Genomic DNA, 20,122 nt, shown 5'->3' with positions numbered 1-20,122 from the left:
CAGTGCTCTCTGCTCGCTCCGCAAGCTCCGCTCACCGCCCCGTGAACTCCGCCGGGCGCTTCTCGGTGAACGCCGCGACGCCCTCGGCGAAGTCGTGTGTGGACCGCAGCATCGCGTAGGCCTTCCGCTCCAGGTCGATACCGGTGTGGAGCGGGCCGTCGATGCCCTTGTCCAGCACCTCCTTCGCGGTGCGCTGCGCCGCCGGCGAGAACCCGGCCATCCTGTGCGCGAGCTCGTCCGTGGCCTTGTCCAACGAGGGCCGGTCGTCGTACAGCGACGACAGCACCCCCCAGTCCAGCGCCTGCTGGGCGTTGATCCGGGTGGCCGTCATGATGTGGTACTTCGCCCGGGACAGGCCGATCAGGCGGGACAGCCGTTGCGTGCCACCGGATCCGGGGATCATGCCGAGGTTCATCTCCGGCAGCGCGAGCTGCGTGCGCGGCGTGCCGAGGCGGACGTCGCAGGACAGCACCATCTCGCAACCGACACCGAAGCAGTAGCCGTCGATCGCGGCGATCACCGGCTTCGGGCTGCGGGCCGGCGCGGTCACGTTGTGCCCCAGGTCGGTGAAGTCGATCGGGTCGACCTCCATGAACCCGGCGATGTCCCCGCCCGAGGTGAAGTGCTCGCCGTCGGAACGGACCACGACTACCCGGACCGCCGCGTCGGCGTCGATCTCGGCGAACCGGTCGGCGACCTTCTGGCGCATGTCCCAGGTCACCACGGTGTACTTCCCGTGGGACAGCGTCAGGTACGCCACGGGGCCGTCGACGTCGAGCAGGACGTCGCCGCCGGTCAGTGCCATTGCTTCTCCTCGTGATCGGACAGCAGCTGGTGCAGGACCTCGCCGTGCAACGGGAGGCGGGTGATCGCGACGCCGTGCGGGGCGAGCGCGTCGGCGACGGCGTTCGCGAACGCCGCCGGGAAGCTCATCGACGAGCCCTCGCCGGACCCCTTGGCGCCCAGCGGCGTCAGCGGTGACGGGGACACGACGTGGTCGGTGCGCAGCTCGTAGCCGGCCTCCGCGCTCGTCGGGCACAGGTAGTCCAGGAACGTCGCCGACGTCGGCTGCCCGGACGTCGCGTAGGTGAACTCCTCGTACATCGCACCGCCCAGGGCCTGGGTCAGCGCGCCGTACACCTGGCCGTCGAGCAGCTGCTGGTTCAGCACGGTGCCGGCGTCGTGCACGGACGAGACGCGGTCGATCGCGATCTCGAGCGTGTCCGGGTCGATCCGGACCGCGACGATCTCGGCGACGAACCCGTAGCAGAGCGAGGAGTTGATCCGGTCGTCCCGGGTCGCGGCGCGGACCTCGCGGGGCGTGAACGCGGCCTCCTCGTAGAGCCGGGCCGACGTGCCGTCCGGCAGCGCGCCCGGATCCCAGTGCACGACGCCGGCCGCGTGCCGGAACAGCACCGACTCGCCGGACGGGGCGCGGACCGTGCCGTCGACCAGCACCAGACCGTCCGCGGGAACCTCCAGCAGCACCGACGCCGCTGCACGCACCGTCGCCCCGATCCGGTCGGCGGCCTCGACGACGGCGCTCGTCACCAGCGGCGCGAACCGCGACGAGTAGCTGCCGGACGTGACGGTCCACGGCGTCGTCGCCGTGTCCATGTCGATCACGACGCGCACCTGCTCGACCGGCAGCCCGAGCCGGTCCGCCGCGACCTGCCGGGCGACGGTGGCGTGCCCCTGCCCCTGCGGCACCGACCCGAGCATCACGGTGACCCGGCCCTGCAGGTCCACCGACATCCGCACGTGCTCGGTGCTCCCGGACTTGTCGCGGCCCGGCTTGCGCTCGGACGCCGGCGTCGCGAGCCCGACGTAGCCGATGTTCGTGCCGGACGGGTCGGTGACCAGCGCGACCCCGATCCCGTAGTAGCCGCCCTCGGCGCGGACGGACGCCCGGGTGGCGCGCAGCGAGTCCAGCTCGGCGTTCTTCACCGCCAGTTCGACGGCGGCCGCGTAGTCCCCGGAGTCGTAGACACCGCCGGTCGGCGTCTCGTACGGGAAGCGGTCGACCAGGTTGCGCCGCCGGACCTCCACGGCGTCCAGGCCGGTGGCGTCGGCGACGGCGTCCATCAGCCGTTCCAGCCCGAAGTAGAGCTGCTGGCCGCCGAAGCCGCGGTTCAGACCGGTCGGCATCTGGTTCGTGACGACGGCACGCGCCCGGATCCCGACGGCCCCGATCCGGTACGGGCCCGTGATGTTGCCGAAGCAGCGGTACAACGTGGACGGTTCCGGCGGGCGCATGTAGGCACCGACGTTGTCCACCAGGTCCATCCGCAGTGCGGTGACCGTTCCGGAGTCGTCGACGGCGGCGGCGCAGCGCATCACACGGTCCGCGCCCGTCGAGCTGGCCAGCAGGTGCTCGACACGGTCCTCGGTCCAGCGCACCGGCGTCCCGGAGTGCCGGGAGGCCACCGCCATCAGCACGACGTACGGGTAGATGCCCGCCTTGATCCCGAAGCTGCCGCCGATGTCGGCCGGCACGTGCAGCCGCACGCTCGACGTCGGGAGACCCAGCGCGCCGGCCATCACCGGCACCATCGTGAACGGGCCGTGGAAGTTCGCCCACGTCTCGACGGCGGGCCCGTCCGCATCCTGCGTCCAGTGCGCGATCACCGAGTAGCACTCCATCGGCACCGACGAGTAGCGGGGGAAGTCGTACTCCCCCTCCACGACGTGCGCGGCGTCCTCGAACGCCTGCTCCACCGGTCCGAACGAGAACGTCCGGTCGGTCGCGACGTTGGACCCGTTGTCCGCGTGCAGGAGCGGCGCGTCCGGCTCCAGCGCCGCACGGACACTCGTGACCACGCCCAGCGGCTCGTAGTCGACGCCGACGAGCTCCGCCGCGTCCTCGGCCGTGTACCGGTCGGACGCGACGACGACCGCGATCGGCTCCCCGACGAACCGGACCGTGTCCACACCGGACGGCAGGTACGGCATCGCCGCGCCGGTGGACAGCGGGAACGGCCGCACCGCCTCGCGCACCTCGTCCGGCCCGATCACGGCGGCCACGCCGGGATGCGCCCGGGCACGCGAGAGGTCGACGGACACGAGCCGGGCGTGCGGCTGCGTCGACCGCACGACGGCCGCGACGAGCGTGCCGGGCAGCGGGTCCAGGTCGTCGAGGAACCGCCCGGTGCCGCTGACCAGCGCGGCGTCCTCCACCCGGGACGGGGTCCAGCGCTCAGCCACGCGCCTCACCCCGCGCCTCGAAGTCGCCGGCGACCAGCACCCGTCGCAGCGTCTTGCCCACGCCCGAGCGCGGGATCGCGTCGACCGCGACGATCCGCTTGGGGCGCTTCAGCGACGGCAGCGTCTCGCGGGCGAACGCCATCGCCTTCTCGGCCGTGACCGCCGGGTCCGCACCCGCGACCGGCACGACGAACGCGGTGACCGCCTGCCCCCAGCGCTCGTCGGGCAGGCCTGCGACGCACACGTCGTCGATCTCGGGAGAGCGGGCCAGCGCCGCCTCGATCTCGTCCGGGTAGACGTTCTCGCCACCCGAGTTGATCATGTCGTCCACCCGGCCGGACACCCAGAGGTCGCCGTCGGCGTCGGCGACGGCGAGATCGCCGGTGTAGTACCAGCCGTCGCGGATGGCCTTCGCGTCCGCGTCCGGGCGCCGCCAGTAGCCGGCGAACGCCTCGGGACTGTCCAGCGACGCGATCACCTGGCCCTGCTCCCCCGGCGCGACCTCGGTGTCCGGCGGCGCACCCGGCTCCGGCGCCACGAGCCGGACCCGGGAGAAGATCCCGGCCCGCCCGGCGCAGCCCGGCTTCCCGGCGGCGTCCGGGTGCACGGTGAACGTGTAGACCTCGGTGGACCCGAAGTGGTTCACGAACGACTCCGGCCGCACGACGCCGGCCAGCTCCTCGGCCAGCGACGGCGTCATCGCGGCTCCCGCGTACGCGAGCTTCCGCAGCTCCGAGGCATGATCGAGTCCACCGGCGCGCAGCAGGGACCAGAACATCGTCGGGACCAGGTAGAGCGACGAGACCCGCTCGGCCCTGAGCAGTTCGACGGTCCCGGCCGCGTCGAACACCGGCTGCCCGACCCACGTCCCGCCGACGACGATCGAGCAGACCAGGGTCCGCAGGCCCATCGTGTGGAACAGCGGCATCACGCCGAGCACGCGCTCGCCCTGCGCCTGCCGGGTCTGCACGGCGTGTGCGACGGCGGCGGTGCGCTCGGCGCGATGTGTGCGCGGCACGCCCTTCGGGCGACCGGTGGTGCCGGAGGTGTAGAGCACGACGGCGGTGTCCTGCTCGGACGGCGGCGGGCCGGGCGCGGCGTCCGGATGCCCGTCGGCGGCGCGGTCGAGCTCGGCGGCCGTCCGCAGCGGCACGTCCCCGACGGCCGCGGCCGTCCGGCCGGCCTGGGCCTCGTCGGTGACCGCCAGGACCGCGCCGGAGTCGCCGACGCAGTAGGCCAGCTCGTCGACCCCGAATCGGGTGGACAGCGGCACCGGCACCGCGCCGAGCGTCTGCGCGGCCAGGATCAGCGACGCGAGCGGCTCACCGCCGGTCATGGACAGCACGACCCGGTCCCCCGGCCCGACGCCGGCCGCCCGCAGCGCGTGCGCCAGCCGGCTCACGCGGGAGACCCAGGCGGCGTAGGTGAGCGTGCGCCCCACCCCGGACACCGCGGCCCGGTCCGGGTGGCGCTCGGCCGTCCACCGCAGCGTGGTCGCCAGATCCACAACGTCTCCCTCATACCGTCTGAAACAGACCATATGGAGGAGAGTGTCGGTGCCGCAAGAGGCGATAGGGTGCCGTGCATGGCGGTGCGACTGTCCACGACGTCCTATGTCGTGCTCGGGATGATCGCCCTGCGCGGGCCGTCGACCCCGTACGACCTGAAGCGGGCCGTCGGGCGCTCGGTCGGCTACTTCTGGCACTTCCCGCACGCGCAGCTCTACAACGAGCCGGACCGCCTCACCGCGGGCGGCCTCCTGGAGTGCGAGAACGAGCACGGCGGGCGGCGCCGCAAGACGTACTCGCTGACCGACGACGGCCGGGACGCGTTGCGCGACTGGCTCTCCGCCCCGACCGACGAGCACTTCCAGATGCGCGACGTCGCCGAGCTCAAGCTCTTCTTCAACGAGGTCGGCTCACCCGGCGACGTGCCGCGCTTGGCCGAGGAGCAGATCGCGCAGCACCGGGCACGGATCGCCGAGTACGAGCGGATGGTCGAGCGGTTCGGCGATGCGGACTTCGCGCAGCCCCGCATGATCACGCTCGAGCTCGGGCTGGAGATGGAGCACGCGGCGCTGCGGTTCTGGCAGGCGCTGGCCAAGGACGACCTGGACGGTCTCCGGACCCGGCGGAACGCCTGACCGGCCGGGCGGACCGGCAGGGACGTGAGCCGGTGCACCGGACGGCTCAGCCGCGTTCGCCGGCCCGCCGGTAGAGCTCCGCGGCGGCCCGGGAGAAGCCGTCCGGCACGTCGACGGCGGCCAGCGCGTCCGCGGCCTCCTCCATCTCCCCCACCCAGCGCCAGCCCTTGGACGCCGCCTTCGCGCGCACGTCGGCCAGCGCCGACTCGAACCCGACGCCCGCGCGGTCCAGCTCGCCCCGCAGCTCGTCGGTGACCCCGTAACGTTCCGCGGCCTCCGCCAGCGCCAGCCAGACCGTCGGCAACGCCTTGCTCTGCAACGCGAAGCACGCCTTGAGCCCGCTCGCCGTGCCGATGGTGCTGTCGCCCGCCCGCCCGGTGAGCACGCGGGCGTCGAACGGGGAGCCCTCGAACAGCCCGGCCGCGACGGCCGCGCCGGGGCCGGACAGCCACAGCACGGTCGTCCCGCGCTCCCACGCCGGTGGCCCGATCACGGCGCCGTCGCAGACCGTGCCGGCTCCCAGCACCCGGTCGATCTCCGCGACGGTCGCCGGGGACACGGCGTTCGCGTCCACGTAGAGCGGGCGCTCCGCGCGGTCGCCGAGCCCGGCCGCGACCTCCGCCGCGACGTCCCGGGCCGCGTGCGGCGGGCAGATCGAGACGATCACGTGCGCCCGCCGGGCCAGCTCCGCGACGTCCGGGACGGCCTGCAGGTCGGCGATCTCGGCCCGCTTCGCCGTCGGGTGCGAGCGGCCGGCGTCGGCCCAGATCACGGCGCCGGCACGGGCCTTGAGCGCGGATCCGAGCGCGGCCCCCATCGTGCCGGGGTGCAGGATCCCGACCACCGGACGGGCCGGGACGTCCATCACGTACATGCCCGCATCATGCCCGCACCCGGCGCCGCGATGAGGCACAGTGCCGGGGTATGGACGAACTACGCTTCGACTCGGACCTCGTCGGCGGCTGGCTCCAGCTCCCCTCCCCCGCGACGGCCGAGGTGGTCGGGTCCGTCGGCTTCGACATGGTGGTGATCGACGCCCAGCACGGGCTGATCGGCGAGGACGCGCTGCTCGGCATGCTGCAGGCGTTGTCCGCCACCGGTACCCGTGCGCTGGTCCGGGTTCCGGGGCACGGTGACGAGCCCGTCGCCGCGGCGCTGGACCGTGGCGCCGACGGCGTGATCGTCCCGCTGGTGAACTCGGCCGCCGAGGCCTCCGCGGCCGTGGCCGCCTGCCACTACCCGCCCCGCGGTCGTCGCAGCTACGGGCCGACGCGGCTGGGCTGGCACGGCCGCGACACGGCGGCGCCGGGGCGGTGCGTCGTGATGGTGGAGACCCGCGAGGCCGTCGAGGCGCTGGAGGAGATCCTGGTCGTCGACGGGCTGGACGCGATCTTCGTCGGGCCGTCCGACCTGGCGCTGGCGCACGGCATGGAGCTGGCCGCCCAGCACGGCGACCCGGAGTACGACGCGCTGCTGTCCCGGATCACCGACGCGTGCCGGGCGGCCGGGGTGCCGGCCGGCATCTGGTGTGCGGGGCCGGAGAACCTGCACCGCTACCGGTCGCTGGGGTTCACCTTCTTCGGGCTGTCCGCCGAGCACGCCCTGCTGCGCGCGGCGGCGACCGAGGCGCTCGCCCGCAGCCGCCCGGGCGGGCTCGGCTGAGACTCAGGACCCGGTCGGGCGCGGCGACGGGGTCGCGGGCAGCCTCCGCGTCGCACCGCCGGACGGCGCATCCTGCGGCGACGTGGCCGGCGGCTCGGGAGCCGGCGCCGTCGTGCCAGGTGGTGCGTCCTGCGCGGCCGTTCCTCCCGGCACGGGCTCGTCGGACGGCAGCCGCACCGTCCCGGTCTCCCGCGGCGGAGGCTGCTCCACCACCCCGCGCCGGTCCTTGAGCGGCATCGGGTGGAAGTGCTGGATCGACGCGTTCAGGTGCGCTCCGATCACGACCGCGAACCCGATGAAGAAGGCGGCCAGCAGGAACGCGATCGGCGCGGCCAGGGCGCCGTACGTGTAGCCGGTCGTCGTGATCGCGCTCAGGTAGACCCGCAGCCCGGTCACGCCGACCAGGAACACGACGGCGGCCAGCAGCGCACCCGGCAGCCCGCGCCGCCACGGCGGCTTCGCCGGGAGGGCGAGCCGGTAGAGCGTGGTCAGCGCCAGTACGAGCCCGACGCCGAGCACCGGGTAGTACATCCAGCCGATCAGCGACGTGACATCGTCCTGCCACGCACCCGGCAGCAGCCGGGTGATCCGGTCCGGTCCGAGAGCGAGCAGCGGCAGCGCCACGATCCCGACGACGAGCCCGACGACGTAGAGCAGCAGCGCGAGCGTCCGCTGCCAGATCGGGTTCCGCACGCCGTACTGGTCGTGCGCGCGGGTGATCGCGTCCACGAACGACGACATCGCCGACGACCCGGACCACAGCGAGATCACGAACCCGAGGCTGACCAGCTCGCTGCGGCCGGTCGTGAGGATCGAGTCGACGGTCGGCGCGATCACCTCGTGCACCGCGTCCCCACTGAACACGCCGTCCGCGACGTGCAGGATCTCGTCGCGCACGAGATCCAGCGTGTTCGGCGCGAACCAGGACCCGACGTAGCCGAGGCTGCCGAGCAGACCGAGCAGCAGCGGCGGCAGCGACAGCGTCTGCCAGAACGCGGCCGCCGCCGACTCGGAGAAGATGTTGTCGTCCCAGGCGCGCACGAGCGTGCGCTTCACGGTCGCGCCCGCCCGCGCACCGGAGGGCTCCGCCACGGTCGGGGCGCCCTCGGATACGTCGCTCATCGGTCCAGGATGCGGCGGATCGCCCGCTCTGTCCTGCGCTGTCCGCGGCGTGTCCGCGGTGACCGGCGGTTCTGCTCGATCGTGGCGCTCTGTTGCCGCGATCGTCGGGCGATCCCCGCCGAGATGCGGTTCTCCGGGCCGCGACGATCATCGTCGGCCCGCCGAGCCGCATCTCGCCGCGTCCGACCGTCGCCCACCGCCCGCTCGCGGGCGGCTGGGCCACCGAGTCCGGTGCCGAACGCGTCCGCGGCGCGGTACCAGGGCTACCCCCGGGGGTGACCGCCGATCGACCGCTGGTCGGGCGGCAGGCTCCCCCGGCACCGCGCTCGTCGCACCAGCTGCGTCGCTTTTGTAGGAATTGTCAGCGACGTGTGCTACATCACGTCCAGCCGGACGACGCCGTCCGACAACCATGGAGGGGGAATCCATGAGCCAGGCACAGGAGATGTCCCCGGCAGGGCTGCGACGACGGGTCGCCGTCGCGAGCTGCGCGGGCACGACCATCGAGTTCTACGACTTCTTCATCTACGGCACCGCTGCGGCACTGGTGTTCCCGAAGGTGTTCTTCCCGGCGTTGGGCACCGCGGCGGGCACGGTCGCGTCGTTCGCGACGTTCGCCGTCGCGTTCTTCGCCCGGCCCGTCGGGTCGATCCTGTTCGGGCACTACGGCGACCGGATCGGCCGCAAGCGCACGCTGATCTCGACGCTGCTGCTGATGGGCATCGCGACCGTGCTGATCGGCCTGCTGCCCGGTGCGGCGACGCTCGGCGTGGCCGCACCCGTCATCCTCGTGATCCTGCGCTTCCTGCAGGGCTTCGCCGTCGGCGGCGAGTGGGCCGGCGCGACGCTGCTGGCCGCCGAGTACGCCCCACCGGGCAAGCGCGGGCTGTACGCGATCTTCCCGCAGCTGGGTCCGGCCATCGCGTTCTTCCTGTCCAGCGGCACGTTCGTGCTCAGCGGCCTGCTGATCGGCTTCGACGACGAGGCATTCCTCAACTACGGATGGCGCGTCCCGTTCATCGCGTCGATCCTGCTCGTCGGCATCGGGCTGTACGTGCGCCTGAGGATCGAGGAGACGCCGGTGTTCCGGCGCCAGCAGGAGCAGGACTCGTCGGCGCCGCCCACCGGGCTGCCGTTCGCCGGTGCCGTCCGCGACCAGAAGCGGGAGATCCTGCTCGGCGCGGGGATGGCGACCCTGTTCTTCGCGTTCTTCTACATGGGGACGACGTTCTTCACGACGTTCGGCACGGCGAAGCCACCGAACGGCGCCGGGCTGGACCGGATCACCGTCCTGTCGCTCGGCATGGTCGCCGCCGTGTTCTTCGCCGGCATGACGGTCCTCGCCGGGATCCTGTCCGACCGGTACGGCCGCAGACGGATGATCATGGTCGCCAACGGTCTCGCGATCCCGTGGGCGCTGCTCGTGTTCCCGGTCCTCGGCTCGGGGACCGTCGGGTTCGCGATCGGGCTGGCCGTCACGCTGGTGATCTTCGCGATCGCCTACGGCCCCGCTGGTGCCTACCTGCCCGAGCTGTTCGCGACGCGGTACCGCTACACCGGCGCGGGGCTGGCCTACAACATCGCCGGCGTGCTCGGCGGTGGCATCCCGCCACTGATCGCCACCGGACTGCTCGCGTCCTACGGCGGCTTCGCGGTCGGGATCATGCTGGCGGGCATCGCCGTCATCAGCCTGATCTGTGGCCTGGTCCTCGGCGAGACGGCCGACCAGGAGCTCCGGGGCGAGCCGGTCTCGAGCAGCGCCTGACGCGGCGGCCCGGGTCCGTCCCCCACGGGGGCGGGCCCGGGTCAGCCGAGGACGTCGAGGATGGTCTGCGCCGCCAGCGTCGGTGTCAGGTCTCCGGTGCGCACCTCCCGGGTGAGCTCGGGCAGGCGCTCCTTGAGGCCGGGGTCGGTGAGCAGGCGGTCCATCATCCGGTCGCGGACCATCGACCACATCCAGTCGATCTGCTGGTCGGCGCGCCGGGTGGCCAGCTCGCCCGCCTTCTCCAGCGCCTCGCGGTGGGCGAGGACCTTCTCCCACACCGCGTCCAGGCCCATGCCGGTCTGCGCGGAGCAGGACAGCACAGGAGGGCGCCAGTTGTCGCTGGCCGGGGCCATCATGTGCAGCGCGCCGGCCAGCTCGCGGGCCGCCGCCCTCGCGTCACGCTCGTGCGGTCCGTCGGCCTTGTTGACGGCGACGACGTCGGCGAGTTCGAGGATGCCCTTCTTGATGCCCTGCAACGAGTCGCCGGTGCGCGCGATCGTCAGGAACAGGAACGTGTCGACCATCCCGGCGACCGCGATCTCGGACTGGCCGACGCCCACGGTCTCGACGAGCACGACGTCGTAGCCCGCGGCCTCCATCAGCACCATCGTCTCGCGGGTGCGCCGGGCGACGCCGCCGAGCGTGCCGGCCGTCGGCGAGGGCCGGATGAACGCGTTCGGGTCGTTGGACAGCGTCGCCATCCGCGTCTTGTCCCCGAGGATCGACCCCTTCGTGCGCGTCGACGACGGGTCCACGGCCAGCACGGCGACCTTGTGCCCGTTCTCGGTCAGCCGCCCGCCCATCGCCTCGATGAACGTCGACTTCCCGACGCCGGGCACGCCGGAGATGCCGATCCGGACGGCCTGGCCGGCGCCGACGGTCGTTCCGCCCGCGCTCCTCTCGGCCTTCGGCGTGACCTCCAGCAGGAGTTCCTGGGCGGCGCGCTGGTGGTCGGACCGGCTGGACTCGATCAGCGTGATCGCGCGGGCGAGCGTGGTGCGGTTGCCGTCGAGGACCCCCTTCGCGAGGGCGGCGACGTCCGGGGTGCGGGCGGCCATCAGTCGGCGTACACGCTCCCGGCCTCCGGCTGACCGGCATCGCCGTGACCGAGCTCCGCCGCCAGCTTCTCCAGCAGGTCGACGGCCGCCTCGGCGATCACCGTACCCGGCCCGAACACGGCCGCGGCGCCCATTTCCAGCAGCTCCGGCACGTCCTTCGGCGGGATCACGCCGCCGACCACGACCATGATGTCCTCGCGGCCGAGCTCGGCGAGCTCGCTGCGCAGCTCCGGGACCAGCGTGAGGTGCCCTGCGGCCAGCGAGCTGGCGCCGATCACGTGCACGTCGGACTCGACGGCCTGGCGTGCGACCTCGGACGGCGTCTGGAACAGCGGGCCCACGTCGACGTCGAAGCCGATGTCCGCGAACGCCGTCGAGATCACCTTCTGGCCGCGGTCGTGCCCGTCCTGGCCCATCTTCGCGACCAGGATCCGGGGCTGGCGGCCCTCGTGCTCGGCGAACTCGGAGACGAGCTCGCGGGCGCGGTCGATCGCCGGGTTCTTCCCGGCCTCCTCGGAGTACACACCGGAGATGATGCGGATCTGACCGGCGTGGCGCCCGAACACCTTCTCCAGTGCGTCGGAGATCTCGCCGACGCTGGCGCTGTTGCGGGCCGCGTCGACGGCGAGCTTGAGCAGGTTGCCGTCGTCGTCGCGGGACGCGCCCTCGGCGATCTTCTCGGCGGCACCGGTCAGGGCGCGCAGCGACTCGTCGACGGCGCGGTCGTCGCGCTCGGCGCGCAGCCGCTGCAGCTTCTCGATCTGCTCGCGGCGCACCTGGGAGTTGTCGACCTTGCGGACGTCGAGCTCCTCGTCGGCCTCGACCCGGTACTTGTTCACGCCGATCACCGGCTGGCGGCCGGAGTCGATCCGTGCCTGGGTGCGGGCCGCGGCCTCCTCGACGCGCATCTTCGGGATGCCGGCGTCGATCGCCTGGGCCATGCCGCCCGCGTTCTCGACCTCCTCGATGTGCGCCCATGCGCGGCGGGCGAGGTCGTAGGTCAGCCGCTCGACGTAGTGGCTGCCGCCCCACGGGTCGACGACGTTCGTGGTGCCGGACTCCTGCTGCAGCAGCAGCTGGGTGTTGCGGGCGATCCGGGCGGAGAAGTCGGTCGGCAGGGCGAGCGCCTCGTCGAGCGCGTTGGTGTGCAGGCTCTGCGTGTGGCCCTGGGTGGCGGCCATCGCCTCGACGCAGGTGCGGACGACGTTGTTGTAGACGTCCTGCGCGGTCAGCGACCAGCCGGACGTCTGTGAGTGCGTCCGCAGCGACAGCGACTTCGGGCTCTGCGGCTCGAACCTGTTGACCAGCTTCGACCAGAGCAGGCGCGCGGCCCGCATCTTGGCGACCTCCATGAAGAAGTTCATGCCGATCGCCCAGAAGAAGCTCAGCCGCGGCGCGAACCTGTCGATGCCCAGGCCGGCGTCGACTCCGGCCCGCAGGTACTCGACGCCGTCGGCGAGCGTGTAGGCGAGCTCCAGGTCGTTGGTCGCCCCCGCCTCCTGGATGTGGTACCCGGAGATGGAGATCGAGTTGAACTTCGGCATCTCCCGGCTGGTGAAGCTGAAGATGTCCGAGATGATCTGCATCGACGGCTGCGGCGGGTAGATGTAGGTGTTGCGGACCATGAACTCCTTGAGGATGTCGTTCTGGATCGTCCCCGTGAGCTTGTCCGGCGTCACCCCCTGCTCCTCGGCCGCGACGATGTAGAGCGCGAGCACCGGCAGCACGGCGCCGTTCATGGTCATCGACACGGACATCCTGTCCAGCGGGATGCCGTCGAACAGCTGGCGCATGTCCAGCATGGAGTCGATCGCGACGCCCGCCATGCCGACGTCGCCGCCGACGCGCGGGTGGTCGGAGTCGTAGCCGCGGTGCGTGGCCAGGTCGAACGCGATCGAGAGGCCCTTCTGGCCGGCCGCGAGGTTGCGCCGGTAGAACGCGTTCGACTCGGCCGCCGTCGAGAACCCGGCGTACTGGCGCACCGTCCACGGCTGGCTCGCGTACATGGTGGCGTACGGGCCGCGCAGGTACGGGGTGATGCCCGGGTAGGTGTGCAGGAAGTCCAGCTCGGCCGTGTCCGCCGCGGTGTAGAGCGGCTTGACGTCGATGCCCTCCGGCGCCTCCCACGGCGTCGGGGCCGGGTCGGGGGTCCAGTCGCGGGACGGCGTCGTGCTCGAGGTCAGGTCGACACCGGTGAAGTCGGGAATGGTCACTTGTCCGCCTCCAGGGCCGAGTACACGTCGTCGATGACGGCCAGCGCGTCGCAGCCGGCGTAGAGGTAGCCGTCCACGCCCGGTACGTCCTCGGGTGGGCGGCCCGCCAGCAGGATCCGCTGCGCGCCCGCCTCCCGCAGCACCGAGGCGGTCTCGGCGGCGCGCTCGTCGTAGACCTTGTCCGAGGAACAGAGCACCGCGACCGGCGTGCTCTCCTTCCGGAACGCCGCGACGACGTCGTCGGCGGACTCGGTCGGGCCCGCCTCCGGTGCGGCGATCCCGCCCGCCTGCAGCAGGTTGCGGGTGAACCCGGCGCGCGCGGTGTAGGTGGCGAGCGGGCCGAGCGTGGCCAGGAACGCCGACGGCCTGGCGCCGGAGTCGGCGAGGATCGCGTCCGAGCGGTCCCGGTAGGTCTCGTACGCCTCGGCCGGCCGGTACAGCGGCAGCCCGCCGCGTTCGACGGTCTCCATCGGCTCGCGCTCGACCGGCTGCTCGTCGAGGTCCGGGAACTCGCTGACGCCGGTCAGCGGCGCCTTGCGGGTCGCGACGGCCTGCTCCCGCCCGGCCCGCACCTCGCCGACCGTGCGCGCGACGAGCCCGGAGTCCAGCGCGGCGACGGCGCCGCCCTCGCCCTCCAGCTGCTGGAAGTAGGCCCATGCGGCCGTGGCGAGGTCGTCGGTGAGGTGCTCGACGTACCAGGACCCGCCCGCCGGGTCGATCACGCGGCCCAGGTGCGACTCCTCGACGAGCAGCCGCTGCGTGTTGCGCGCGATCCGCCGGGAGAACGCCTGTGGCCTGCCGAGCGCGGTGTCGAACGGCGGGACCGTGACGGCGTCCGCGCCACCGACGCCCGCGGCGAACCCGGCGACCGTGCCGCGCAACATGTTCACCCACGGGTCGCGCCGGGTGAACAGCGCGTCGGACACGACGGCGTGCTGGATCTGCGGCACTCCGGTCTCGCCGGACGCCTCCAGCACACGGGCCCAGAGCCGGCGTCCGGCGCGCAGCGTCGCGATCGTCGGGAACTGCTCAGGGGTCGCGGCGTAGCGGAACTCCAGCTGGTTCGCGGCCGTCGCGACGTCCAGTCCGGCGTCGACGAGAGCGCGCAGGTAGGCGACGCCGGCGGACAGCGAGAAGCCGAGCTGCTGGGCGTCGGAGCCACCGGCCTCGCGGATCGGCGTTGCGTCCACGACGATGGCCCTGACCTGCGGGTGGTTCTCGGACGCACGCGTCGCCAGCGCGGTGACCGAGGCGACGTCCTGGCCGTCGCCGGTGCGGGCGCGGTCGCCGATCGGATCCAGGCCGAGCGTGCCGAGGAGGTCCGCGCCGTGGGAGGCGCCGAGTTCCAGGTACGCCTCGGCGACGTCCGGCCCGCCCTCGACCACGACCGGCGCCAGGCTCAGGTCGACGCCGTCCAGTGCCTTGGGCAGGTCCGCGGCGGAGACACCGGTCAGCCAGATCGAGGTGACGCCGCCCTCCAGGTCAGCGAGCACCGCCTCCGGGTCGACGCCGACGTGGCGCTGGCGCGTGTCCCAGCCGTCCGGCACGTTCCCGGCGGCGTGCGATCCCCTGGTGAACGGCCACGAACCCGGGACGCCCGCCTCCGGAAGCCCCTCGACGTCCTCGGCGGCGTACAGCGGCGCGACGGTGATGCCGTCCGGGCTGGTGCGGGACAGCTTCGTGTAGCCGGCACCGAGCAGCGCGTCCTCGCGGATGCGGCCGCTCTTCTGGACGATCACGTCCACGGCGTCCAGCCAGGCGTCGCGGGTGGGGGCGTCGAACTCACCGGCCAGTACCAGCTCGTCGGGCTCGACGGGCCCCTCGTCGGGGACGTCGGGACCGTCGTCGGACCGGGTCGCTGCCATCACCACTCCTCACCGGCCCGGACGGCCGCACCGACACGCCGGACGGCGGGGACGACCGCGTCCGGAAGGTGCCGGGGAGTCTAGTGAGCGGCCCGGGAACCGGCAGGACTGTGTGGCGCGACGCGCACCGGCTGTGACGGATCCGACGCCGTCACCAGTCGCAGGGCCCGTAGCGGGCAGGCGCGTACGGCGTCGCGCGCGTCCCGCCGCAGGGCACGCGGGACGTGCGGGTCGCGGACGACCGGGTAGCCCCACTCGTCGCGGTCGAGGAGCTCGGGGAGGAGCTCGGTGCACAGCCCGCGACCGTCGCAGCGCGTCCAGTCGACGTGGAGTCGGTCGGTGCTCACGGGGTGCCTCCGATGCTCGTGGGTGCCTCCGATGGCGCTCCGTCGTCGCGCTCCCGAGCGCCGCCTGGTCGCCGCCCACCTCCGGCGCGGCAGTGGCCCGACAGATGGGCCTCGACGTCGTCGGCGAACACCCGCAGCGCCGACGCGGCCAGGCGTGCGGTGCCGTCCGGGTGGTGGCAGGCGCCGCGCCCGGTCACCAACGCGCCCAGGCGGCGGACCTCCCCGGGCAGGCTCGCGTCCCGCTCCCCCGCGGCCAGGCGGTGCAGCGTCGCGGCCATCACGGGCAGGCCGTTGCGGCACGGGCCGCACTGCCGCGCGGACGCCCCCGACAGGTATCCGACGATGTGCGCCGTCTCGGCGAGGCCGCAGGCGCCGGGGGCGAGTGCGATCAGCACGCCGGCACCCGGGGTCGCGCCGTACGGGGCGAGCCCGGCGCGGGACAGCCGGGCACCGGCCGCCTCGGGACCGGCGAGCCAGGCTCCGTGGAAGCCGCCGACCAGCACCGGTCCGGTGACGTCGGCACCCAGCGCGACCGGCAGCGGCACGCCGAGTGGGACCTCCCGTACCAGCTGCCGTCCCTCGACGGTGGCCGTGACCAGCATCGTTCCCGGCTCGTCCGGCGTACCGGCAGCACGGAACGCGTCCGCGCCGTACCGGCCGACGAGTGCGGCGTGCGCGAGCGTCTCGATGTTCGCCACGGCCGTCGGTCGCCCACCGACGCCGACCTCGACGACCCGCCGGGCCTTGTCGCCGGGCAGGCCCGGTCGTCCGTCGATGGCGTTCACGGCGGCCGTCTCCTCGCCGGAGAGGAACCCGTCCGGAGCGTCGACGACGCGCACCGGGACCGGGTCGTCGTGGAACCGGGCCGCTCCGGCGGCACGGACGAGGTCGACGGCCTCCGCCGTCACGTAGACGACGGCGCTGGTCGCCCGCGCCGCGGCGGCCGCGATCTGGAGGCCGTCCAGCACGAGGTGCGGGGCCGCGTGCAGCAGCGTGCGGTCCTTGGCACTGGCCGGCTCGCCCTCCGCCGCGTTCGCGACGACCACGCCGCCCGGCCGGGCCGCGAGCGCGTCGAGCTTGCGCCACAACGGGAATCCCGCGCCTCCACGGCCGGTGAGCCCGGACCGTCGGAGCTCGGTACGGAGTACGTCCGGGCGCAGGGGACCGAGCGGGCCGTGCCGGCGCCGGTGGCCCGCGAGGTCCGGAGCCCCGGCCGCGAGCAGTCCGCCGGTCGCGACGGGATCGAGCGTGGCGGTCATCGGGCTGCCCTTTCCGCGGTGGTCGTGCGCCGGGCGCCGGGCCCGACGTCGCAGGGGTTCTCCCGACCGCGCAGGACATGCGCGGCCTGCGGGGTCGGTCCTGATCCTGCGAGGTCGGGTGGCAGGGCGCCGGCGCGGCGCTCGGCGACCGAGCCCGACTCGGCGAAGCGCGGGGAGAACCGCCACGCGACCGCGCCGGCGACGGCCGCGACACACAGGCCGGTCAGGACCGGCATCCAGGCCGAGCCGGCGTCGGTGCCCGAGCCGAGGCCGTGTGCGAGCGCGACCGGCCAGGCCAGGTAGGCCGTCAGATGGAGCCGCTTCCAGATCCCGGGCGGGATCCGGTGCCGCAGCAGGCTCGTCACAACGAGCGCCGCGACCAGGTCGAACGCGACCGCCCCCAGGCCGTACCAGAACGGCTGGGCCTCTGCCGTGAACGGCACGACGAGGGCCAGGACGTCGAGCTGCGCGTACGGGTCGAACAGGAGGGTCAGCACGTGTATCGCCAGGAACACGACCGAGAGCAGGCTCGCCGCGCGGTGCACGGCGGCGACGGCGAACCGCGGCAGGCCGGCGATGCTGCGCCCGGACCGTCCGGCGATCCCGAGCACGACAACCACTGTCAGCAGCACCAGCGACACGACGCCGGACCCGCGACCGAGGTACCAGAGCGCGTCGGTCATGCCGGCCAGCTCCCGGCCGTGACGATTCGCCCGGACCGGCTCACCAGCCGCGCCGGCACGCCCAGCTCGCGCAGCCACGGCACCGCTTCCAGACCGCGGACGATCGCGGCGGTGCTGAGCGTGTTCGCCTCCACACACGTCCGGGCGGCGACGGTCACTGTGTCCCACACCGGATCGGCGGGAGTTCCGCGGCGCGGGTCGAGCACGTGGTGCAGGACCTGGCGACCGCGGGTCCACCGGCGGCTCGTCGTCGACGACGTGGCGACGGCGTCCCCGTCGGCGATCCGCACCGTCGTTCCGGGGGCATCCGGACCGTCCTGGACGAGCACGTCCCAGCCGCCGCCGGCGCTGCGGCCCGCGGTCGCGACGTCACCACCCAGCGCGACGAGCACACCGGTGCCGCAGATCCCGGCGACGTCGGCGGCGCAGCGGTCCGCGCACCAGGCCTTCGCGGTGGCCCCGAGGTCCAGCAGGACACCGGGCGGGACGGTCAGCCACGCGGCGTCCGGGCCGTCCGGCTCGACGCGGATCCGTCGCCATCCCGGCACCGGCTCCGGCGGCGGGCCGGTCAGCCGGCCGGCGACGCGCGGAACGAGCGTGAAGTCGCGGTCGTAGCCGAGCGCGGACAGCGGGCGCCCGAGCGTGGGGTCGACGTCGCCGCCGGTCCGCTCCGCGGCCCGCAGCGCCTCGGTGACGAGGTTCCCGAGCAGGGCGCTCACCCGGACCGGCCGTCCGTCGTCCGGGAGGCGGGTGACCTCGGAGTCGGTGAACCGGCTGCACGCGCGTTCGACGGCGCGGGTGTGCTCGTCGACGATCAGTCGGGCGCGGTCCAGCTCCCCCGCGTCGGCGACGACGATCCGCGCCGTGGTGCTCCACAGTGGCCATTGGGTGCTGCCGGGGACCGGCGGCAGCGTCTCGAGGAGCGTCATCACGAACCGCCGGAGGTCGCGACGCCGGCGCCGTCGGAGCCCTGGCTCACGGTCGCGCCGGACGGGGTCCAGGACTGCTGGTCGCTACTGCTCGTGCTGCTGTCGTCGTTCGTCCCGCTGCTCACGCTGCCCGAGGCCGACGAGGTGCCGGCCGACGACGTCGCGGCGGACGCGCCGTCGGCGTTCCCGACGGCCGCCACGACGGCCACCGTCCCGGTCCCGACGACCGCCGCGGCCGCGAGCCCTGCCGTGACCATCCGGCTCCGACGGCGTCCGGTCTCCCGGACCGTCCTGGGATCGACGGGCGGTGGGTGATGGTCGGACACGGTGGCCTCCTGCCTCGGGGATGCACCCGAGGTTGGCCGTGGACCCTGTGCGTCGGCTGTGGCGCCGGTATGGCCGGACCGTGGGTCCCCCGGCACGCCGTCCGGGACTGCCGGCCACCACAGATCGGCGGGTCCGGAGCGGAACGGCCACCAGCGGCCGCCATCCTCCGAAGTCGCTGATCATGGTCGGCGGGGTGCCGCAGCCGGCCGATGATCGGCGGGTCCGGAGCGGAGCGGCCACCGGCGGCCGTCTCCCTCCGAAGTGGCCGATCACGGGTCGGCTGCGTGCCCAAGACCCGCCGCGGTGCGGCCGGGCAAGCGCGGGAGCACGTCGGCGCCGAGGCGGGCGACGTTCTCGCGGGTTCGGGCCGGGTCGCCCGTGCAGTCGGTCAGCAGCACGACGTGGTCGACGCCGGTCGCCTCGGCACTCGCCACGAGGCGGGCGACGGCGTGGTTCGCGTCGCCGACGGGGTGCAGGTCGCAGAGCAGGTCCGTGTACTCGTGCGCGTCCCGCGGGGTGCGTGGGGCGCCGTCGAACCGGACGTAGCCGGCCAGGCCCGGCTCCAGCCAGCGTGGGAGCGCCTCCCGCACGACGGCTCGGGCCCGGGCCGTCGAGTCCTCGACGTGCGCGATCCCGGCCGAGACGTGCCGGGGCACGACCTGCCCGCGGTCTTCCCCGCGGTCTCCCCGGCGGGCGGTCGACGGGCGATCGGCACCGACCCGTCCGGAGTCGGGGTGGACACCACCGGACCGGACCGAGCGGCCCACCTCCCGGGCCGCCGGCCGGAGGTCGGCCCCGGCCCGGGCCGGCCGGAGATCGGCCCCGGCCCGGTCGAGTGGCGGGCCGCCGTGACCGGCGCGGCCGGACGATGGGCCACGGTGCCGGCCCGGGTCGGCGACCAGCTCGTCGTACTGCTCGACGAACCGGGCCTTCTCCGCGTCGTCGGCGTGCATGCCCAGCAGCATCGGGAGCCCACGGCCGGCGGCGGCGGAGATCCCGGACCCGGACGTCGCCGCCAGGATCGGCGCCACCCCACCGCGTGGCGCCCCGGGTCGCGGCGCGGGCGTCACCGGGACCGGGCGGAACCGGAAGTGTGGCCCGTCCGCGGACACCGTCGGGCCGTCCAACGTGGACAGCAGGGCGTCCAGGGCCTCGGTGTACCCGCCGTCGGACCAGCGGTCGGCGCCCGTGCCGAACACCTCGAGATCCACCCACGGCCCGCCCCGCCCGAGACCGAGCCGGAACCGCCCGCCGGACACCTGGTCCAGCAGGAGCGCCTGCTCGGCCAGAGCGACCGGATGCGCCGTCGGCAGCACGCTCACCGCCGTCCCGACGGTGATGCGACGGGTGGCGCCGAGCAGGTAGCCGGCGAGCGTCACCGCCGACGGGCACAGGCCGTAGGTCGTGAAGTGGTGCTCGGCGACCCACACGTCGTCGAACCCCGCCTCCTCAGCGGCGACGGCGGCATCGACGGCCGCGCGCAGCGTCGCGCCGTGGTCGCGGCCCGGCCACCCGGCGGCCAGCAGGAACATCCCGATGCGCACG

General features: G+C 73.8%; 17 protein-coding genes. 3 read left to right on the top strand and 14 right to left on the bottom strand.

The annotated features are described in order from the left end of the window. Positions 1-31: 31 nt before the first annotated feature. From EV378_RS34580 to EV378_RS34570, 3 genes are read right to left on the bottom strand one after another with little or no spacing between them, the layout of a single operon-like run. The gene (locus EV378_RS34580; protein ID WP_132432190.1) at positions 32-805 is read right to left on the bottom strand and encodes an enoyl-CoA hydratase/isomerase family protein; all 774 of its coding nucleotides are present in this window, start codon (positions 803-805) and stop codon (positions 32-34) included. Next, positions 796-3,204 (bottom strand): xanthine dehydrogenase family protein molybdopterin-binding subunit, encoded by a 2,409-nt coding sequence (locus tag EV378_RS34575; RefSeq protein ID WP_243653909.1) that lies wholly within the window; start codon positions 3,202-3,204, stop codon positions 796-798. Before EV378_RS34575 ends, EV378_RS34580 begins: the two co-directional genes overlap by 10 nt. After that, complete coding sequence (locus tag EV378_RS34570) at positions 3,197-4,711, bottom strand: class I adenylate-forming enzyme family protein (RefSeq protein WP_132432188.1); 1,515 nt, start codon at positions 4,709-4,711, stop codon at positions 3,197-3,199. Before EV378_RS34570 ends, EV378_RS34575 begins: the two co-directional genes overlap by 8 nt. Before the next feature lie 78 nt (positions 4,712-4,789). Here EV378_RS34570 and EV378_RS34565 point away from each other — a divergent pair, with 78 nt between their 5' ends. Next, positions 4,790-5,347, top strand: coding sequence for a PadR family transcriptional regulator (locus EV378_RS34565; RefSeq protein WP_132432186.1), 558 nt, complete (start codon positions 4,790-4,792; stop codon positions 5,345-5,347). 46 nt (positions 5,348-5,393) lie between these two features. On the opposite strand, the gene EV378_RS34560 is transcribed toward EV378_RS34565, so the two are convergent. Beyond that, positions 5,394-6,221: an NAD(P)-dependent oxidoreductase gene (locus EV378_RS34560; protein WP_132432184.1), complete on the bottom strand. Its 828-nt coding sequence runs from the start codon at positions 6,219-6,221 to the stop codon at positions 5,394-5,396. A gap of 50 nt (positions 6,222-6,271) precedes the next feature. Here EV378_RS34560 and EV378_RS34555 point away from each other — a divergent pair, with 50 nt between their 5' ends. Beyond that, positions 6,272-7,009 carry an HpcH/HpaI aldolase family protein gene (locus EV378_RS34555; RefSeq protein WP_132432182.1) on the top strand — a complete coding sequence of 246 codons (738 nt, stop codon included), beginning with the start codon at positions 6,272-6,274 and terminating at the stop codon, positions 7,007-7,009. Between the two features lie 3 nt (positions 7,010-7,012). Here the strand turns inward: EV378_RS34555 and EV378_RS34550 are convergent, their stop codons facing one another. Beyond that, the gene (locus tag EV378_RS34550; RefSeq protein ID WP_132432180.1) at positions 7,013-8,131 is read right to left on the bottom strand and encodes a YihY/virulence factor BrkB family protein; all 1,119 of its coding nucleotides are present in this window, start codon (positions 8,129-8,131) and stop codon (positions 7,013-7,015) included. A 427-nt stretch (positions 8,132-8,558) separates the two neighbouring features. Here EV378_RS34550 and EV378_RS34545 point away from each other — a divergent pair, with 427 nt between their 5' ends. Continuing rightward, positions 8,559-9,896 carry an MFS transporter gene (locus EV378_RS34545; RefSeq protein WP_243653908.1) on the top strand — a complete coding sequence of 446 codons (1,338 nt, stop codon included), beginning with the start codon at positions 8,559-8,561 and terminating at the stop codon, positions 9,894-9,896. A gap of 41 nt (positions 9,897-9,937) precedes the next feature. On the opposite strand, the gene meaB is transcribed toward EV378_RS34545, so the two are convergent. The 9 genes from meaB to EV378_RS34500 form a co-directional block, all read right to left on the bottom strand. Next, on the bottom strand, positions 9,938-10,954 hold the full coding sequence (gene meaB / locus EV378_RS34540) for a methylmalonyl Co-A mutase-associated GTPase MeaB (RefSeq protein ID WP_132432176.1): 1,017 nt from the start codon (positions 10,952-10,954) through the stop codon (positions 9,938-9,940). Beyond that, entirely contained in the window at positions 10,954-13,137 is a 2,184-nt protein-coding gene (gene scpA / locus EV378_RS34535; RefSeq protein WP_243653991.1) for a methylmalonyl-CoA mutase, read from the bottom strand. Before scpA ends, meaB begins: the two co-directional genes overlap by 1 nt. 26 nt (positions 13,138-13,163) lie before the next feature. After that, the gene (locus tag EV378_RS34530; RefSeq protein ID WP_132432172.1) at positions 13,164-15,032 is read right to left on the bottom strand and encodes a methylmalonyl-CoA mutase family protein; all 1,869 of its coding nucleotides are present in this window, start codon (positions 15,030-15,032) and stop codon (positions 13,164-13,166) included. 80 nt (positions 15,033-15,112) lie between these two features. After that, complete coding sequence (locus EV378_RS34525) at positions 15,113-15,379, bottom strand: ferredoxin (RefSeq protein ID WP_132432170.1); 267 nt, start codon at positions 15,377-15,379, stop codon at positions 15,113-15,115. Next, the gene (locus EV378_RS34520; protein WP_132432168.1) at positions 15,376-16,638 is read right to left on the bottom strand and encodes an NADH-ubiquinone oxidoreductase-F iron-sulfur binding region domain-containing protein; all 1,263 of its coding nucleotides are present in this window, start codon (positions 16,636-16,638) and stop codon (positions 15,376-15,378) included. Before EV378_RS34520 ends, EV378_RS34525 begins: the two co-directional genes overlap by 4 nt. Further along, on the bottom strand, positions 16,635-17,321 hold the full coding sequence (locus EV378_RS34515; RefSeq protein WP_132432166.1) for a ferric reductase-like transmembrane domain-containing protein: 687 nt from the start codon (positions 17,319-17,321) through the stop codon (positions 16,635-16,637). The genes EV378_RS34520 and EV378_RS34515 overlap by 4 nt, the downstream gene beginning before the upstream one ends. Continuing rightward, positions 17,318-18,250 carry an FAD:protein FMN transferase gene (locus tag EV378_RS34510; protein WP_132432164.1) on the bottom strand — a complete coding sequence of 311 codons (933 nt, stop codon included), beginning with the start codon at positions 18,248-18,250 and terminating at the stop codon, positions 17,318-17,320. The genes EV378_RS34515 and EV378_RS34510 overlap by 4 nt, the downstream gene beginning before the upstream one ends. Then, positions 18,250-18,576 carry a hypothetical protein gene (locus EV378_RS34505; RefSeq protein ID WP_132432162.1) on the bottom strand — a complete coding sequence of 109 codons (327 nt, stop codon included), beginning with the start codon at positions 18,574-18,576 and terminating at the stop codon, positions 18,250-18,252. The genes EV378_RS34510 and EV378_RS34505 overlap by 1 nt, the downstream gene beginning before the upstream one ends. Before the next feature lie 270 nt (positions 18,577-18,846). Next, positions 18,847-20,121: an LLM class flavin-dependent oxidoreductase gene (locus tag EV378_RS34500; protein ID WP_132432160.1), complete on the bottom strand. Its 1,275-nt coding sequence runs from the start codon at positions 20,119-20,121 to the stop codon at positions 18,847-18,849. Between the last annotated feature and the right edge of the window lies 1 nt (position 20,122).

The sequence above is a fragment of the Pseudonocardia endophytica genome, assembly GCF_004339565.1.
GTDB classification, from domain to species: Bacteria; Actinomycetota; Actinomycetes; order Mycobacteriales; family Pseudonocardiaceae; genus Pseudonocardia; species Pseudonocardia endophytica.
This window is presented reverse-complemented; position numbering and strand designations above follow the sequence as displayed.